Annotated in this window: 11 protein-coding genes; 10 read left to right on the forward strand and 1 reads right to left on the reverse strand. The window is 70.1% G+C overall.

Features of this window, described 5'->3' with window-relative positions:
* Positions 1–73 precede the first annotated feature (73 nt).
* Entirely contained in the window at positions 74–904 is an 831-nt protein-coding gene (locus KXS11_RS00880; RefSeq protein WP_437383575.1) for a hypothetical protein, read from the forward strand.
* 114 nt (positions 905–1,018) lie between these two features.
* Here the strand turns inward: KXS11_RS00880 and KXS11_RS00885 are convergent, their stop codons facing one another.
* Positions 1,019–1,915 carry an amidase domain-containing protein gene (locus KXS11_RS00885; protein WP_437383576.1) on the reverse strand — a complete coding sequence of 299 codons (897 nt, stop codon included), beginning with the start codon at positions 1,913–1,915 and terminating at the stop codon, positions 1,019–1,021.
* A gap of 431 nt (positions 1,916–2,346) precedes the next feature.
* On the opposite strand from KXS11_RS00885, the gene KXS11_RS00890 reads away from it, so the two are divergent.
* From KXS11_RS00890 to KXS11_RS00930, 9 genes are all read left to right on the forward strand, one after another.
* Positions 2,347–3,330, forward strand: a complete 984-nt coding sequence (locus tag KXS11_RS00890; RefSeq protein WP_437383577.1) for a hypothetical protein — start codon at positions 2,347–2,349, stop codon at positions 3,328–3,330.
* Positions 3,331–3,332: 2 nt separating this feature from the next.
* Positions 3,333–3,821 (forward strand): DUF6121 family protein, encoded by a 489-nt coding sequence (locus KXS11_RS00895; protein WP_437383578.1) that lies wholly within the window; start codon positions 3,333–3,335, stop codon positions 3,819–3,821.
* A gap of 103 nt (positions 3,822–3,924) precedes the next feature.
* Positions 3,925–5,211, forward strand: coding sequence for a hypothetical protein (locus tag KXS11_RS00900; protein WP_437383579.1), 1,287 nt, complete (start codon positions 3,925–3,927; stop codon positions 5,209–5,211).
* A 130-nt stretch (positions 5,212–5,341) separates the two neighbouring features.
* On the forward strand, positions 5,342–5,617 hold the full coding sequence (locus KXS11_RS00905) for a hypothetical protein (RefSeq protein WP_437383580.1): 276 nt from the start codon (positions 5,342–5,344) through the stop codon (positions 5,615–5,617).
* Complete coding sequence (locus tag KXS11_RS00910) at positions 5,617–8,016, forward strand: hypothetical protein (protein ID WP_437383581.1); 2,400 nt, start codon at positions 5,617–5,619, stop codon at positions 8,014–8,016. Before KXS11_RS00905 ends, KXS11_RS00910 begins: the two co-directional genes overlap by 1 nt.
* The gene (locus KXS11_RS00915) at positions 8,003–8,644 is read left to right on the forward strand and encodes a hypothetical protein (protein WP_437383582.1); all 642 of its coding nucleotides are present in this window, start codon (positions 8,003–8,005) and stop codon (positions 8,642–8,644) included. Before KXS11_RS00910 ends, KXS11_RS00915 begins: the two co-directional genes overlap by 14 nt.
* A 62-nt stretch (positions 8,645–8,706) precedes the next feature.
* Positions 8,707–13,227 carry an FtsK/SpoIIIE domain-containing protein gene (locus KXS11_RS00920; RefSeq protein ID WP_437383583.1) on the forward strand — a complete coding sequence of 1,507 codons (4,521 nt, stop codon included), beginning with the start codon at positions 8,707–8,709 and terminating at the stop codon, positions 13,225–13,227.
* 138 nt (positions 13,228–13,365) lie between these two features.
* Positions 13,366–13,662 (forward strand): WXG100 family type VII secretion target, encoded by a 297-nt coding sequence (locus tag KXS11_RS00925; RefSeq protein WP_437383584.1) that lies wholly within the window; start codon positions 13,366–13,368, stop codon positions 13,660–13,662.
* 118 nt (positions 13,663–13,780) lie between these two features.
* The gene (locus KXS11_RS00930) at positions 13,781–14,602 is read left to right on the forward strand and encodes a PP2C family protein-serine/threonine phosphatase (protein ID WP_437383585.1); all 822 of its coding nucleotides are present in this window, start codon (positions 13,781–13,783) and stop codon (positions 14,600–14,602) included.

A 14,602-nucleotide genomic window follows, 5' to 3' on the forward strand; every position in this document is an offset into this window, starting at 1 on the left:
GCAGGGCGGGCCTTCCGCATACCCGTCGCCGTGGAGAGTTGTGCAGCGACCCGACTGGCGACATCCTGGGGGAATGACCGATCAGCCCGGCGGACCGACAGACCCGCGACAGCAGCCCGAACAGCCGTCCGGGCAGTTCCAGCCGCTGCAGCCGGGAGCCGTTCCCGCGGATCCCGCGTATCCGCCGCCTCCGCAGCCGCAGGCGAGGGTCCAGTACGGGCCGCCCGCTGCGAAGCGGAAGCGGAACCCGACGGTCATCTGGCTGAGTGTCGTCGCCGGTCTCCTCGCGATCGCGTTGATCGTCGTCATCGGTCTGCTGGCGTTCGGTTCCGGTGGCGCGCCGTCGGCAGGACCGAGCGCGTCCGCGAGTGCGACGTCCACCCCGACTCCATCGGCGTCAGGGCCACCCGCCACGAGTGCGCCGACACAGGCGCCCCCGGTGCGTCCAGCCGATTGCGCCGCGCTGTTCCCGCCCGGATACATCGATTCGCTGACCGACGGCGGAATTCTGGCGTTGAACCCGAGCTGGACCGACGACACGATCGACACGGAGTTCATCGGTTCGAACGACGGCGTGCTGCAGGACTTCCTCGCGATGTCGGAGGACCGGCTGAACTGTGCGCTCGTGAAGGCGAGTGGCGGGGGCGACCTCGGGATCATCACGAACGTCGCGTGGGTCGACGCGGATCGGCAGTCGGCCGCGATCGCGCGGATGAACGAGGCGGGGTTCACCTGCTCGGAGGAGTCGGGCGGCACGATGTGCTTCACCGAGTCGAGCACGGATGCCGGCGACTCCGGCGAGCGTCACTTCCTGAGGGACGGGACCTGGGTGGCGACCCGCTGGGCCAACACGGCGATCACGGGCTGGACCCAGACGATCGTCGCGACCCTGTTCCCTGCCTAGTCGGTTCGCACGTCAGGACGCCTGGGCCGTGTTCCGCCTGCGGACGCGCGGACCGGGATGTCGCGCCGGGCGTCCCCTGACGTGTGAACGTCCTGGATGGTGAACCGTGGAGGGCTAGGCGATGCTCCAGTAGTACACGGAGGCACCCGGGTGGATGACGGTGATGGCCTCGTCCACCGTCCGGTAGTCGGTGTCGTCGGTGTGGCCGGCGTAGGAGATCACGATGCCCGCGTCCGTCTGCTCCACCTTCGACACGATGCCGGTGTGGTCCCGATCCCCGCTGTTGTCCCAGTCGAACTGGACGATGTCGCCGACCTTCACCTGGGCGCGCTGGGTGTCGTCGAGGGCGGTGGCGAGCTCGGGGTGATCCTCGGCGTAGGACATGAAGTACGTGGAACTCACCCACGCCTTCGAGAAGTCGAAGGCGTCACCCGTGCCCTCGGCCCACCAATCGTCTGTCATGGTCCAGCCGCGGGCGAGCAGGCTCTGGCTGGCGAAGTTCGCGCAGTCGGTGTCGTAGAGCGAACCGAACTCGTCGAGGTTGTAGTCGTTCCAGTGCTCGAACACGTAGGCCATCTGGGCATCGACCGGGCTCACGATGTCGTAGCTGTAGCTGAGGGCGGCGTCGTCGACGCGGAGGTCGTCCGCGAACACCGAGACACCGACCTGAGCAGGCGAGAAGCTCGTCGCGGGCGGCACGGCGACCGTGAGCTCGGTGCTCGTCGCGGACACGATCTGGGCGTCCTGCTCGCCGAACACCACCCTCGTTACGTTGTCGACGTCGACTCCGCTGACCGTGAGGGTCGTCCCACCGGCCACGGAGCCCGCTGCGGACGACAGGGACGTGACGGCGGTCGCGTTCACCGTCGACTGTGTGGTCGTCGTGGGCGTCGGCGTCGCTGCCTGCGCGGCCGGCTCGGATCCGGCCGCGTCGGCCGCGTTCACGACGACTGGAGTCACGACACCCACGACCAGCAGCAGTGCGGCACCGGCGGCGACACCGCCGATCATGCGCCGACGCGCGAGGGGCAACCCGCGGAAGCGACGCGAGAGCCTCCCGAGAGGTCCGGGATCCCGTCGATGGTTCGGGGTGCGCGGCGCAGCGGGGGTCTCGTGCGGGCTGGAATCGAAGAGGTGCTGAGGCAAGGGGGCCTTTCCGGGGGTTCCGCCGTCGGGGGAGCGGCGTCGCGGGATCGGCTGTGATCCAACAGATGTCGTTGTGTGGTCTCCACTCAAGCGGTCAGAGCTGGGGGGACCGTTTCGTTCTTCTATGAATCGGATAAGAATGCGGGTGCACGGATGCGAGCGACGCGTCGGACTGCTAGCCGCAGAGTCCACGGTTCCCGGCGAGGTTGCCGAGGTTCCGGGCAGTGGCTTGCTAGCGTGACCAGCGGAGTGTCGAGCGGACACTCCTCGACAGGCTGCCGCCGAAGGAGCACGCGATGAGCACCCAGAACCCTGAGCACGGATCGACCACCGACCCGAGCGTTCCGGCGGATGCCCCCTCCGTTCCCGAGCAGAGCGCGTCCACCGCGTCGACTCCCGCCGCTGAGCCGGACCACGTCGTCCTCGAGCGCGACATCCTCAGCGAGGACACCGTGCAGCAGGCGACGGTGACCTCGGCGGCCGACCCCGCGCCGGCCGTGTCGCGCGAGGTCCCGGTCGTCGCAGACACCGCCACCGAGCAGCCGACCCGCAGCTACGCACCGCACACGCCGCAGCGTGCCTACTCCGCCGTCGACGAGGACACCACCGGTGTCGTGCAGCAGCAGGCCGACACCGGAGCGCACCCGTACCCGGCGGCCGCGTACGCCCCCGTCGGCCTCGAGACCGCCACGGCGACCGCCCCCGAGCAGCAGCAGGCGGCCTTCCCGCTCTACATCCAGGCTCCGTCCGCACCCGATGTCCGTGGCAACCGCGGCTTCGGCATCCTCATCGGTCTGCTCGGGACGATCATCTTCGCCGCACTGTACGCGGCAGCGGTCGCCGGGCTCCAGCTGCTCTTCGAGGACGACGGCACCTTCGTCGAGAACATCATCCAGATCTCGACGAGCTGGCCCTTCATCCTCGCGACGACCGGGTTCTTCCTGGCCTGGGTGGTCACCGCGACCATCGTGAACCGTTCAGGCTGGGTGCACTGGGTCCTCGGTGGTTTCATCATCGGCCTCGTCGCCTTCCTCGCCTGGGTCGGCGGCTTCCTCATCCAGGAGCGCGCCTGGACCCTCAGCGTCGACGAGATCCTCGCCGAGGCCACGGGTGTCGCCTTCACCTTCGGTCCCGTGCTCGCCTTCGTGGTCGCCCGCGAGATCCCGGTGTGGCTCGGCGGCTGGATCGCCTCCCGTGGTCGCAAGGTGCGCGACGCGAACCTCGAGGCGCAGGCCGAGTACGAGCGCGTGCTCGAGGCCGGCCCGACCACCGCGCGCTGACGATGAGCGAGCGGCCGGACGAGGGCCGTGGCCCCTGGTGGGTCGCTCCGTTCGCCGCGGTCACCTATGTCGCACTCGTCGTGTGCGCGTTCGGCTTCATCAGTCTGTTCGCCGACCTCGATGTCGTCGCCGACCCGGAGGCCGGTCCGCTCACCGGACCGCTCATGGTCGTGGTGGCGACGATCGTGGTGGCATGGGTGATCGTCCGCGAGACACGACGGCTGCCGCTGCGGGTGTCGATCGGAACCGCCCTGCTCGCCGGGCTCCTCGCCTGGTTCGGGTACGGGGTGAGCGGCGGGGTGTTCGCCGCGATCGCGGCTCGTGACCTGGCAGGGGCCGCCGTGTTCGCCGCGTCGACCCTCGTCGCTCCGTTCTCGATCACGGCGGGTCTGCTCGCGGTGGCGGTCGTCCTCGGCGCGTCGACCGTCGCTGCGTCATCGCTCGGGCATCCGTCCCGACCGCGCTGGCCGTGGGAGCGCGACGAATCGTGAGGCGCGATCGGCGACACGCGCTCGCGGGCGACGGGACCGTGCGGGATAATCGTGCGGACGCCGCTCGCGCTCCCGGACGACGGCGTCGGGGGAGGAACGACCGATGAGAGCCAGCGACCCGACGGACACCGGACTCGAGCTCGATGTCGCGGGTAGCGCAGACGACGTCGTCGCGCTCATCCAGCGTGCCGTCGAGCGGTCGGGTGCGGAGGCCGGGACCACACGGCACTATGTGGCGATCGACGGTGGCACGAGCGCCGACATCCGGCTGCGGGTCGCCTCCATCGACGACCAGGCGCCGCTCCTGTCGTTCGCCATCACGACCGCGAGGTCGGCGAAGGGCACCGCTGCGGCGTCGTTCATCCTCCAGCACAGCCTGACGGGCCGTCGACGCCAGCGCGCGCTCGTCGGCGAGGAGCACTTCGTCGCGTTCCTCCGCTCACTCGCCGGGATCGCAGTTGATGACGACCCTGCCGCGGTCGCGACGCTGCGGGTCCAGGGCGCGCGCACGCTGCTCGGGCCGCAGGGTGCCGCGACCGCTCCGCCGGTCGAATCCGCGCCACGGGCCGAGCAGGCTCCCTCCCTCGAGCCCCAGCTCGTGGCTCAGCCGCAGCCGGTGCCGTCGGAGCCGACCGTGCCGTCCGGTATCGCCGCGCAGGGCACGCCACCAGTGCCGGCGACGGTGCCCGAGACCCCACCCACCGCGCCGGCCGCGTCCAACCTCCAGGCTCCTGGGCACACCCCTGCCCTCCCCGTCGTCTCCGCAGCCCCGGTGGTCCCCGTGGCGGTCGACCGTCCGACCGTGGTCGCGGCTCCGGCGGCGAGCACGCCGACAGCGGCGCCTCCGGTGGTCCCCGCACCCCCGGCTTCGTCCGCGGTCGGCCCGGAGTTGCAGATCACCGTGCCACCTGGGCTGATCGCCGCGCAGCCCGACGCCGATCCGGCCGCCTCGGCGCCACAGCACACTGCAGCGCCGGCTCCCGCCCCGCACCCCACCCCGTCGACGGAACCCACCCGTCACGCCGCGGTGGACGCGACGGTGCTCTCCGGCGCGCTCCGTGACGTCGAACACTCGCTCGAACTGCCCGGTGGCGAGCAGATCCCGTTGCGAGGCGCAGTGCTCCTCGGTCGCAACCCGGCAGCTCGTCCGGAGCATGCCGGCGCGGAACTGCGTGCCATCGTCGACCCACGGATGTCGGTGTCCAAGACGCACACGGCGATCGTCCCCGGCCGCCGAACGATCCGCGTCACCGACCTGCACTCGACGAACGGCACCACCGTCACGGATACGTCGGGCGCCGTCACCGTCTGCGTGCCCGGCGAGAGTTACACCGTCGAGGCCGGATGGACGATCGGCATCGGCGATTTCCCGATCCGTGTGGTGCGTTGAGCCGGGAGGAACGGGATGGGGACTGCTCCCCATCGTCCCTCCGAAGCGCCTCGGATACGCTGAACGACTGACGGGTGCGGAAGCATCCTGGACGAGCCGGCCGCCCCACGCGGTCGGATGAAGGGGAGTCATGAGCGAGCAATCACTCGTCGTCAACGGCGATCAGATCCTGGCGTTGTCGGCGCCGGTCGGGACGAGCGGCGCAGGGCTGCCGCAGAACGTCCCGCTCGACTTCTCAGGCAGCTGCAGCAGCACCGTCACCGCCGCGGCCGAGAGCTTCGCGATGTGGGTGTCGGTGCACGTCGCGCTCGCGGGCGGTGCGATGGTCGCGGCCGGTCAAGCCGCCAGCGACACCGTCTCGACGTGGGAAGCGACGGATGCGGCGATGCAGGCGGCGCAGAGCTGATGGCGAACTGGACAGCCGAGGACCCCGGGCGCATCGAGTCGGGTTCCCTCGCGACGACGGCGAGCGGGATGCAGACCACGGAGACGGCCCTCACCGATGCGGCGACCGTCGCGCTCGCCGCGCAGCAGGGCGTGACGGCGGACGTGTGGACCGGCGACGCGGCGACGGCGTGGACGATGTCGCTCTCGACGCCCATCGGGAAGATCAACGCGGTCGTGCCCGAGATGACCGCTGTGCGCACGGCCATCGAGACCTACACGACGACGGTCGACGGCATCCGCAGCCGTGCAGCGACGTACACGGAACTCATCTTCCAGGCGAACCTCACCGCCAACCAGAGCTACCTGGATCCGGCAGGCGGCCCGGACCCGCAGGAACAGCAGCGACGCGACATCGTGCACCAGAACGCGATCTCCGACCGCAGCTCCGCGCAGAGCTCGCTCGACGCCCTCTCGGAGGAGCGCGAGCAGGCCGATGCGGCCCTCGCTTCGGCCCTGTCGTCGCCCGGCGGTGACGCTTGGGACCGCCAGCAGGCGGCGCTCGCGGCCATCGGTATCACCTCGGCCGGCGACCTCACGCCCACGGCGATCGCCCAGGGCATGGCCGAAATGGCACGGGAGCTCGGGCAGGGCGGCTTCGAGACCGATCTCGCGGCCCAACTGCAGTCGCTCTACGGGCTGTACGGTGACGACCCGACCGTCATGGCACAGATGAACCTCGCACTCGGCGGCGAAGACCTCATGGCGCTCATCAGCCGGATCGATGACGCCGGCGCCAACGGGTGGCTGGACGCGGGAGCCGCGCTCCTGCTCGCGCAGTCCGTCCGAGGCGGTCTGTCGACCGGTTCGCAGCGCTGGACGTGGGCGACGGGTCAGAACTTCGCGAAGGAACTGTGGAGTGGCTCGGCGAAGGAGTACGGCACCGGGAGCTGGACCGGCCTGGCGTTCCTCTTCGGCGACGAACAGGACAATCCGATCGGTGAGTCGACCGCGGTCGGCATGGCAGACCTCGCGGACGAGTACGAGCGGGGCCTGCCGGGCATCACGGGCGAGTACCCGGGGCCCGGCCAGGGCATCCTCGGCCCCGACGGGTTCCTGGCGATGGCCGAGGCCGATCAGGCCGGCTACGACATCAACCGCCTGGGCGACTGGACTGCGCGGGTGTTCTCGACGCTCGGCGAGTACCCGGAAGCGGCGATGGACTGGCTCACGTCGACCCGGGACGACCCGTACCGGGACGCGCCGATGTACCCCGACGAGCCGTACGCCTCGGACGAGCTCGGTGCGAACCGTATCGAGTACTGGTTCGGCCGACGCGACTCGAGCATCGAAGGTTTCGAGGGTGTCCTGGCGCTCTGGGAGGGTGCCCAGTCGATCCCCGGCGGTCCGACCGACGGGAACTTCTACCTCCCCGAGGCCTGGGATCAGGCGTCGACGCTCAGCCACGACGTCATCTACCGGTTGATCGGCGAGCCGCGGACGAGCGAGGACGCCGCGGAATTCGTCGCCGGCAACGAGCACTTCTCGAGCGACAGCATCAGCGAGCTCGGCAGCGTCAAGCTGGTGCAGGCACTCGCCCCACAGCTGCCGGGCCTCGTCGAGCACCCCATGGTGGCGCTCACCGGTGACGCGCCGTCCACGGCGGATCCGACCGCTCCGATCAACCCCTTCGGAATCGAGGGAGACCCGCGTGTCTATGCGAACCTGTCGCCGGAGTCGGTGGCGCGGATCCTTGGAATAGCAGGGAGCAGCAGCGGAGGTGCCGAGGCGCTCCAGTCGGTCGTCACCGACTACCAGAACACCGTCCTCGGAGCGGCGGAGCTCGGGCTGTACAACCCGGCCGACGCAGCGACCCGAGTGGCGATCCTCCAGTCCGTGCTCGACGGCAGCACTGCGGGCGTCGACCTCGGCGCTGCGACCAGGCACGATGAGGCCGTCGAAGCGGCGATCGGCGTCGTCGAGACCGGCGTCGGCATGCTCCCGATCCCAGGGCTCGACAAGCTGGTCGGGACCCTCGGCGACGCGGTGATGGAGAAGATCGCGGATGAGGGCATCGGATACATCCGAGGCCAGCTCACGGACGCCGCCACCGGGGCGGCAGGAGACACCTGGGCCGGTTCGCACGACGGGCTGCTCGCAGAGCTCGAGAACGGCGGGGAAGCACGGGTGCGGGCGACACAGATCAACGTCGCTCAGATGCTCATGGAGCTCTCACCGCCTGAAGGGCTGGAACCGCCGGCGACGGACGACGCTGACGCCTGGTGGGACTGGATCCAGACGAACCGCGATGCGATCGATGACATCATCGATCCTTCGCCGGGGAGCACCCGGACCCTCGCGGGCCTCAGCACGCAGGCTTCGAACGCCTTCGACGCGTACCAGGTGGATGCCGAGGGGTGACCGGAGGGCGGTCGCCTCGATCGCCCTCGCACTGACGGTCCTTCTGACGGCCTCGGCGTGTGCGCCGCAGGAACCGGAGCAGCCGACGCCCGTACCGACGGCCGTCTGGGCGTCCGGCGCACCCACCGGACCGCTCGAGAGCGATGCGTGGGTGATCGCGACACGCGCCTCCCTCGAAGCGCAGGCGAATGCGATGAACCGGAACGACTTCGCGCTGCCCGAGCTCGGGGAGACGACGGGTTACGACCTTCGGACACGGCTGTTCGGGGCGGCTCGCGACCGCGTCCTGAACGCCGGCAGCACGCAGGTGTCCGCAGGACCGCTGCCCTTCGCGCCGATCGAGGTGGAGGAGGCGCCGGCCGGGGACTCCGCATCGGTGCGCGGTTGCGTGGCGACGGAGTGGGCGAGCGAAGACGGCTCCGCGCCGAACCCGCTGTCTGGTCGGGGGATCGAGTACCGCCTGGAGATCGACGGCGACGCGACCCGCGTGACATCGACCCTCAACCTTCCCGACCTCGACTGCTCTTCGGTCAGCCTGCCCGTGGCCCTGTTCGATCCCGCACCGACCGCCTCGACGGTGACCGAACCGTCCGAGATCATCCGTCCGGTGCAGGACGGCGGCGACTGAACGTCGCTCGTCGGTAGGCTGATCGCGGTCGCGTCCAGCGGCCGGACTGACCAAGGGGATCCATGCGCATCAAGCTGACGTTGACCAGGCCCTCCGGGACAGCGTCCGACATCGTCGTGACGACGGACGCCGCGGCGAGCATCGCCGAGGTCGCTTCGACGATCGCGCGGGTCGACCCGCAGGGCCCGGACTCCGCGAACGCGGAGTTCACGCTGCACGCCCGACTGCCCGGATCGAACGAGACCCTCCCGCTGCCCCCGGAGGCGCCGATCGGCGAAGCCTGGGTGGGCTCCGGCGCGGTCATCGAGCTCGCGGACGCCGGCGTCTACTATCGCTCCGCCCGCACCGGCCAGGCGCCGGCGGTCGCGGTCGTGCGGGTGCTCCAGGGTGCTGACGCGGGACGCGAGTTCACCCTCCCGATCGGCAGCTGGACGATCGGTCGAGAGGCTGATTGCGACGTGGTCCTCAGCGACCCGCTCGTCTCGAAGCGCCACGCGCGGCTCGAGGTCGGCGCCGAGCTCGAACTGGTCGACCTGGGAGCCGCGAACGGCATCGTGGTCGACGGCGGCCTCGTTCCACGACTGAAGATCACCCAGCGCGAACGGGTCCTCATCGGCGACACCGAGGTCGAGATCGGTTACGCGGACTCCGTCGGACGCGCCGGAGTCGTCCCGAAGGCCGGCCCCGTGTTCTTCAACCGGTCGCCGCGAGTCGAGCACCGGTACGCGGGACAGACGTTCCCCGCCCCTGAGCCGCCGTCCGAGAAGGAGGCCCAGCCCTTCCCGCTCCTCGCGATGCTGACGCCGGTGCTCCTCGGCGGTGCGATGTACACGATCACCCACAACCCGATCTCGCTCCTGTTCATCGCGATGACCCCGCTCATGCTCATCGGCAACTACTTCACGGGCCGTGGACGAAACAAGCGCATGCTCAAGAAGCAGATCGCGCTCTTCGACGAGCGCCTCGAATCGCTCGGCACCCTGCTCGCCGCCGAACGCGAGATCGAGCACGACGTGCGCATGCGAGAGGCTCCCTCCACCTCCGAGGCGCTGCAGCAGGCCCTCACCCGTGGTCCGCTGCTCTGGACGAGACGTCCCGAGCACTGGTCGTTCCTCAACCTCCGCCTGGGCGTCGGCACCATGCCGTCCCGCAACGAGGTCTCCGGCAAGGAACGCGACGGCTTCCTCCCGGAGTTCCAGGAACGGCTCGACGCACTCAAGGAGCAGTACGCGACCGTCGCCGACGTCCCGATCATCGACAACCTCTACGACGCTGGTGCGCTCGGGATCGCCGGCTCGCCCGAGACGGCGGGTGGCGCGGTCAACGGCATCCTCGTGCAGTTGACGGCCCTGCACTCGCCCTCGGAACTCGTGCTCGCGTCGATCGTGTCGCCCGCCTGGTCGAACGCCCTGTCCTGGGTGAAGTGGCTGCCGCACGCCTCCTCGCCCGACAGCCCGCTCGACGTCGGCCACCTCGCCGACAGCGTCTCGAGCGGCAATCTGCTGCTCTCCGCGATCGAGGAGCTCGTGCAGACGCGCCTCGCCGCAGCCCGCGCTGGAGCGTCTCGTCGTGGTGCCCTCGCCGAGAAGCAGGCGGCACTCGAGCGTGGCGCGGAAGTCGGGACGAAGTCCACGAACGACACCGGCACGAAATCGCCGATCCCAGCCGTGGTGCTCGTCATCTCGGACGACGTCGGCGTCGACCGTGCACGTCTCGTGCAGCTGGCCGAGATCGCTGCCGACGCCGGCGTGTTCCCGATCTGGATCGGCCGAGACGTCACGGCTCTGCCCGCAGCCTGCCGGACCTTCCTCCAGGTGCCCGAGCTCGGCTCGGGGGTCGACGCCCCGGCCACCGTCGGCATGGTCCGACTGGGCTACGCGATCGAGGACGCCCGCCCGGAGTTCGTGGACCCGTCAACCGCGCTCGACTACGCCAGACGCATGGCCTCGGTGATCGATGCCGGTGCGCTCGTCGCCGACTCGAGCGACCTGCCGCGGTCGGTCTCCATGATCACCCTCCTGGGTTCCGAACTCGCCACGTCGAGCGACGCCGTCGTGGACCGCTGGCGGCAGAACTCCTCGATCCACGACCGCACGCCGGGTCTCACGCCGAAGCCCCGCCGCGCCGGTCAACTGCGTGCGACCGTGGGGTCCGGCGGTGTCGACGCGATGCACCTCGACCTCCGAGCACAGGGTCCGCACGCGCTCGTCGGTGGGACGACCGGTGCCGGGAAGAGCGAGTTCCTGCAGGCCTGGGTCCTCGGCATGGCCGCCGAGTACAGCCCCGACCGGGTCTCGTTCCTGTTCGTCGACTACAAGGGAGGCTCCGCCTTCGCCGACTGCGTGACCCTGCCGCACTGCGTCGGCCTCGTGACCGACCTCAGCCCGCACCTCGTGCGTCGTGCGCTCACGAGCCTGCGCGCCGAGCTGCACTTCCGCGAGCACCTCCTCAATCGCAAGAAGGCCAAGGATCTGCTCGAACTCGAGAAGCGCGGAGACCCCGACTCCCCGCCGGCACTGGTGCTCGTGATCGACGAGTTCGCGGCGCTCGTCGGAGAGGTCCCGGAGTTCGTCGACGGCGTCGTCGACATCGCGCAGCGCGGCCGTTCGCTCGGGATCCACCTCATCATGGCGACCCAGCGCCCCGCCGGTGTCATCAAGGACAACCTGCGCGCGAACACGAACCTCCGGGTGGCGCTCCGTATGGCCGACGAGTCGGACAGCCAGGACGTGGTCGGCGTGAAGGACGCGGCGCACTTCGACCCGGCGGTCCCCGGTCGAGGCATCGCGAAGACCGGACCGGGCCGTCTGAGCGTGTTCCAGTCCGGCTACGCGGGTGGGTGGACGAGCGACGAGCCCGAGCGGAGCGACATCGAGGTGCGCGAACTGCGCTTCGGCGGCGAGACCCGCTGGGAGGAACCGCGTGCTGCAGACGCCGCGGAGGAGCGCGATCCCGGACCGACGGACCAGCAGCGGCTCGTCACGAGCATCATCGCTGCAGCCGAACGTGCCTCGATCCCGGCCCCTCGCCGACCGTGGCTCGACGAGCTCGCCCCCGTCTACGACCTCAGTCGTCTGCGGCAGCGCACCGACGCAGAGCTGTTGATCGGCGTCGCAGACCTCCCCGACTCGCAGGAGCAGCGCCCGGTGTACTTCAGGCCGGACGTCGACGGGCACATCGCCGTGTTCGGCACCGGCGGCTCCGGCAAGAGCACCGTCCTCCGCACGCTCGCCACCGCCGCAGGCATCACCCCGCGAGGTGGCCCGGTGGAGGTGTACGGCCTCGACTTCGGTGCGGGGAGCCTCCGCATGCTCGAAGCGCTCCCGCACGTCGGGTCGATCATCCCCGGTGACGATCAGGAGCGCGTCATCCGCCTGCTGCGCCGCCTGAAGGACCTCATCGACGAGCGCAGCGTCCGCTACGCCGAGGCCAACGCCTCGTCGATCACCGACTACCGTCGCGTCACGGGGGCCACGGACGAACGTCGGGTCCTCCTCCTCGTCGACGGATTCCAGTCCTTCCGCCAGGAGTACGAGACGACGCTCGGCCTGTCGACCTGGTACACGCTCTTCCAGCAGCTCATCACCGACGGTCGGCAGCTGGGCCTGAACATCGCGTTCTCCGCGGACCGCCCGGGTTCCGTGCCCACGAACATCAGCTCGGGCGTGCAGCGCCGCGTCGTGCTGCGCTTGGCGGACGAGGCGAGCTACCAACTGCTGGGAGTCCCGAAGGACATCCTCGGGCCGGAATCGGTCCCCGGTCGGGCGATCGTCGACGGCCTCGAGGTGCAGGTCGCGATCCTCGGCGGGACGACCGTGCTCGCCGAGCAGTCCGCGGCCACCGTCCGCCTCGCCGAGGCGATGTCACGGGCAGGGGCGACCGTCGTGGCACCGCCTGTCGGTGCACTGCCCAAGGAGATCACCGCCGCAGAGCTCCCCGATCGCGTCGGGGAGCGTCCGACCCTCGGGATCGGCGACACCGACCTCGAAGCGATCGGCTTCGACCCGTCCGGTGCGTTCCTCGTCGGTGGCCCTCCCGGGAGCGGGCGGACGAACGCGGTGGCCGCCCTCGTCGGGGCGATGCGACGGTTCGACCCCACGACGCGCTTCATCTACTTCGGCTCGAAGCGCTCGGACCTCCTGCGCGAGCTACGGTTCGACGAGTCCGCCGTCACTCCGGAGACGATCGCCGAGCAGGCCAAGGCGCTCTCGGCGGCCATCGCCGCCGAGACGGTGCCAGCGCGGACCGTCGTCGTCATCGAGACCATCTCGGACTACCTCAACGGCATCGCCGATCCGCCGCTCGTGGAACTCATCAAGGCGATCAAGCGCAGCGACCACCTGGTCATCGCCGAGAACGAGGTGTCCGGCTGGGCATCGTCGTGGCCCCTGATGGGTGAGATGAAGAGCGCCCGGCGCGGCCTCCTGCTGCAGCCGGAGCAGATGGAGGGCGACCTCGTGCTGCGCACCACCTTCCCGAGGCTCGCGCGCAAGGACTTCCCGCCGGGACGCGGCATGTACGCGGCTCGCGGGGCCCTCACGAGGGTTCAGCTCCCCATCGCACCAGAGTTCCCGATCGACTGATCCACGGCTCGCGCGACCCGTCTCCACACGGGTCCGGCCGGTCATGGGGACTGCTCCCCATGGGCAGCCCGCCACCCGTGTGGTTACCATGATGACGGCACCGACGGTGCCGGTGTCGACTACGAAGGAGCACGAGCAATGGCAAACATCAACGTCAACTACAGCGAGATCAAGCAGGCCGCCGTCAACCTGACGACCGGCAAGAGCGAGGTCGAGACGACCCTCAACCGTCTGCAGACCCTCATCAACAACCTCGTCTCCTCCGGGTTCCAGACCGACACCGCGTCCGGCACCTTCAACGAGACGTACACGGCCTTCACGCAGAGCGCGACCGTGACCATCGGTCACCTCGACAAGCTCTCGGGCTACCTCAACAACGCCGTCTCCACGCTCGAGCAGACCGACGCTGCGCTCGCAGCCGGCGCCGGCCAGTAGTCCCCGTTCCCAGATCGCGCCCGGGCGCCGATCGTGCCGCGCGCACGACGGCTTCCCGGGCGGACCGGGTGAACCGGGCAGTGCCGCCCGCGGCGGATGACGAAGGACGCAGGTCAGCATGCACGTGATCGACACGGCGCGGTCGACGCACACCCTGCGCAGCGAGGGCCGGACCGACACCGGACGGATCCGGCGCCTCAACGAGGACTCCTACTACGCGGGCGCCCCGGCGTTCGTCGTGGCCGACGGGATGGGCGGGCACGAGCGGGGCGACGTCGCCAGCCGTGAACTGTCCACCGCCATCGCGCGTGGCATCCCCCTCGACACACCGACGACGACCGAGGCCGTCGTGACGACGATCGTCGCCGCGAACGCCGCCATCAGGAGCGTCCCCACCCAGGGTGGGATCATCGGGACCACCGTCGCCGGTCTCGCGCTCGTGGCGCTCAGCCCGCAGACGGACCTGCACTGGATGGTGTTCAACGTGGGCGACTCGCGGGTCTACACGTGGACGGACGGGGTGCTGCGCCGCATCACCGTCGACCACTCCGCGGTGCAGGAGCTGATCGATGCCGGTGAGATCACCGAGCTCGAGGCGAGGGACCACCCCGAACGCAACATCGTGACGAAGGCCATCGGCGTCGAGGCCGACATCGACCCCGACGTCTGGCTCCTGCCCGCGGTCGGGCGACAGCGCTTCCTCCTCTGCTCCGACGGCCTGACCGGTGAGCTGTCCGACGATGGCATCGCGCAGGTGCTCTCCGAGGGCTTCGAGGGCGCCGCCGACCGCCTGGTCGACCTCGCGCTCCTCGCGGGAGGACGCGACAACGTGACGGCGTTGGTCGTCGACGCCGTGTCCACGTCGCTCATGTCCGCCGGACCCGGATACGATGACGCGGGGCATCTCGGGTATCTTGAAGAGACGTTGCCGCGAGGCTAG

Origin of the sequence: Plantibacter flavus (assembly GCF_051487245.1) — a bacterium.
Taxonomy (GTDB): Bacteria; Actinomycetota; Actinomycetes; order Actinomycetales; family Microbacteriaceae; genus Plantibacter; species Plantibacter flavus_B.

What these genes read in the sequence shown, in the direction of transcription:
- KXS11_RS00880 (WP_437383575.1), top strand. Translation starts at nt 74, where the DNA reads ATGACCGATCAGCCCGGCGGACCGACAGACCCGCGACAGCAGCCCGAA.
- KXS11_RS00885 (WP_437383576.1), bottom strand. Translation starts at nt 1,915, where the DNA reads ATGATCGGCGGTGTCGCCGCCGGTGCCGCACTGCTGCTGGTCGTGGGT.
- KXS11_RS00890 (WP_437383577.1), top strand. Translation starts at nt 2,347, where the DNA reads ATGAGCACCCAGAACCCTGAGCACGGATCGACCACCGACCCGAGCGTT.
- KXS11_RS00895 (WP_437383578.1), top strand. Translation starts at nt 3,333, where the DNA reads ATGAGCGAGCGGCCGGACGAGGGCCGTGGCCCCTGGTGGGTCGCTCCG.
- KXS11_RS00900 (WP_437383579.1), top strand. Translation starts at nt 3,925, where the DNA reads ATGAGAGCCAGCGACCCGACGGACACCGGACTCGAGCTCGATGTCGCG.
- KXS11_RS00905 (WP_437383580.1), top strand. Translation starts at nt 5,342, where the DNA reads ATGAGCGAGCAATCACTCGTCGTCAACGGCGATCAGATCCTGGCGTTG.
- KXS11_RS00910 (WP_437383581.1), top strand. Translation starts at nt 5,617, where the DNA reads ATGGCGAACTGGACAGCCGAGGACCCCGGGCGCATCGAGTCGGGTTCC.
- KXS11_RS00915 (WP_437383582.1), top strand. Translation starts at nt 8,003, where the DNA reads ATGCCGAGGGGTGACCGGAGGGCGGTCGCCTCGATCGCCCTCGCACTG.
- KXS11_RS00920 (WP_437383583.1), top strand. Translation starts at nt 8,707, where the DNA reads ATGCGCATCAAGCTGACGTTGACCAGGCCCTCCGGGACAGCGTCCGAC.
- KXS11_RS00925 (WP_437383584.1), top strand. Translation starts at nt 13,366, where the DNA reads ATGGCAAACATCAACGTCAACTACAGCGAGATCAAGCAGGCCGCCGTC.
- KXS11_RS00930 (WP_437383585.1), top strand. Translation starts at nt 13,781, where the DNA reads ATGCACGTGATCGACACGGCGCGGTCGACGCACACCCTGCGCAGCGAG.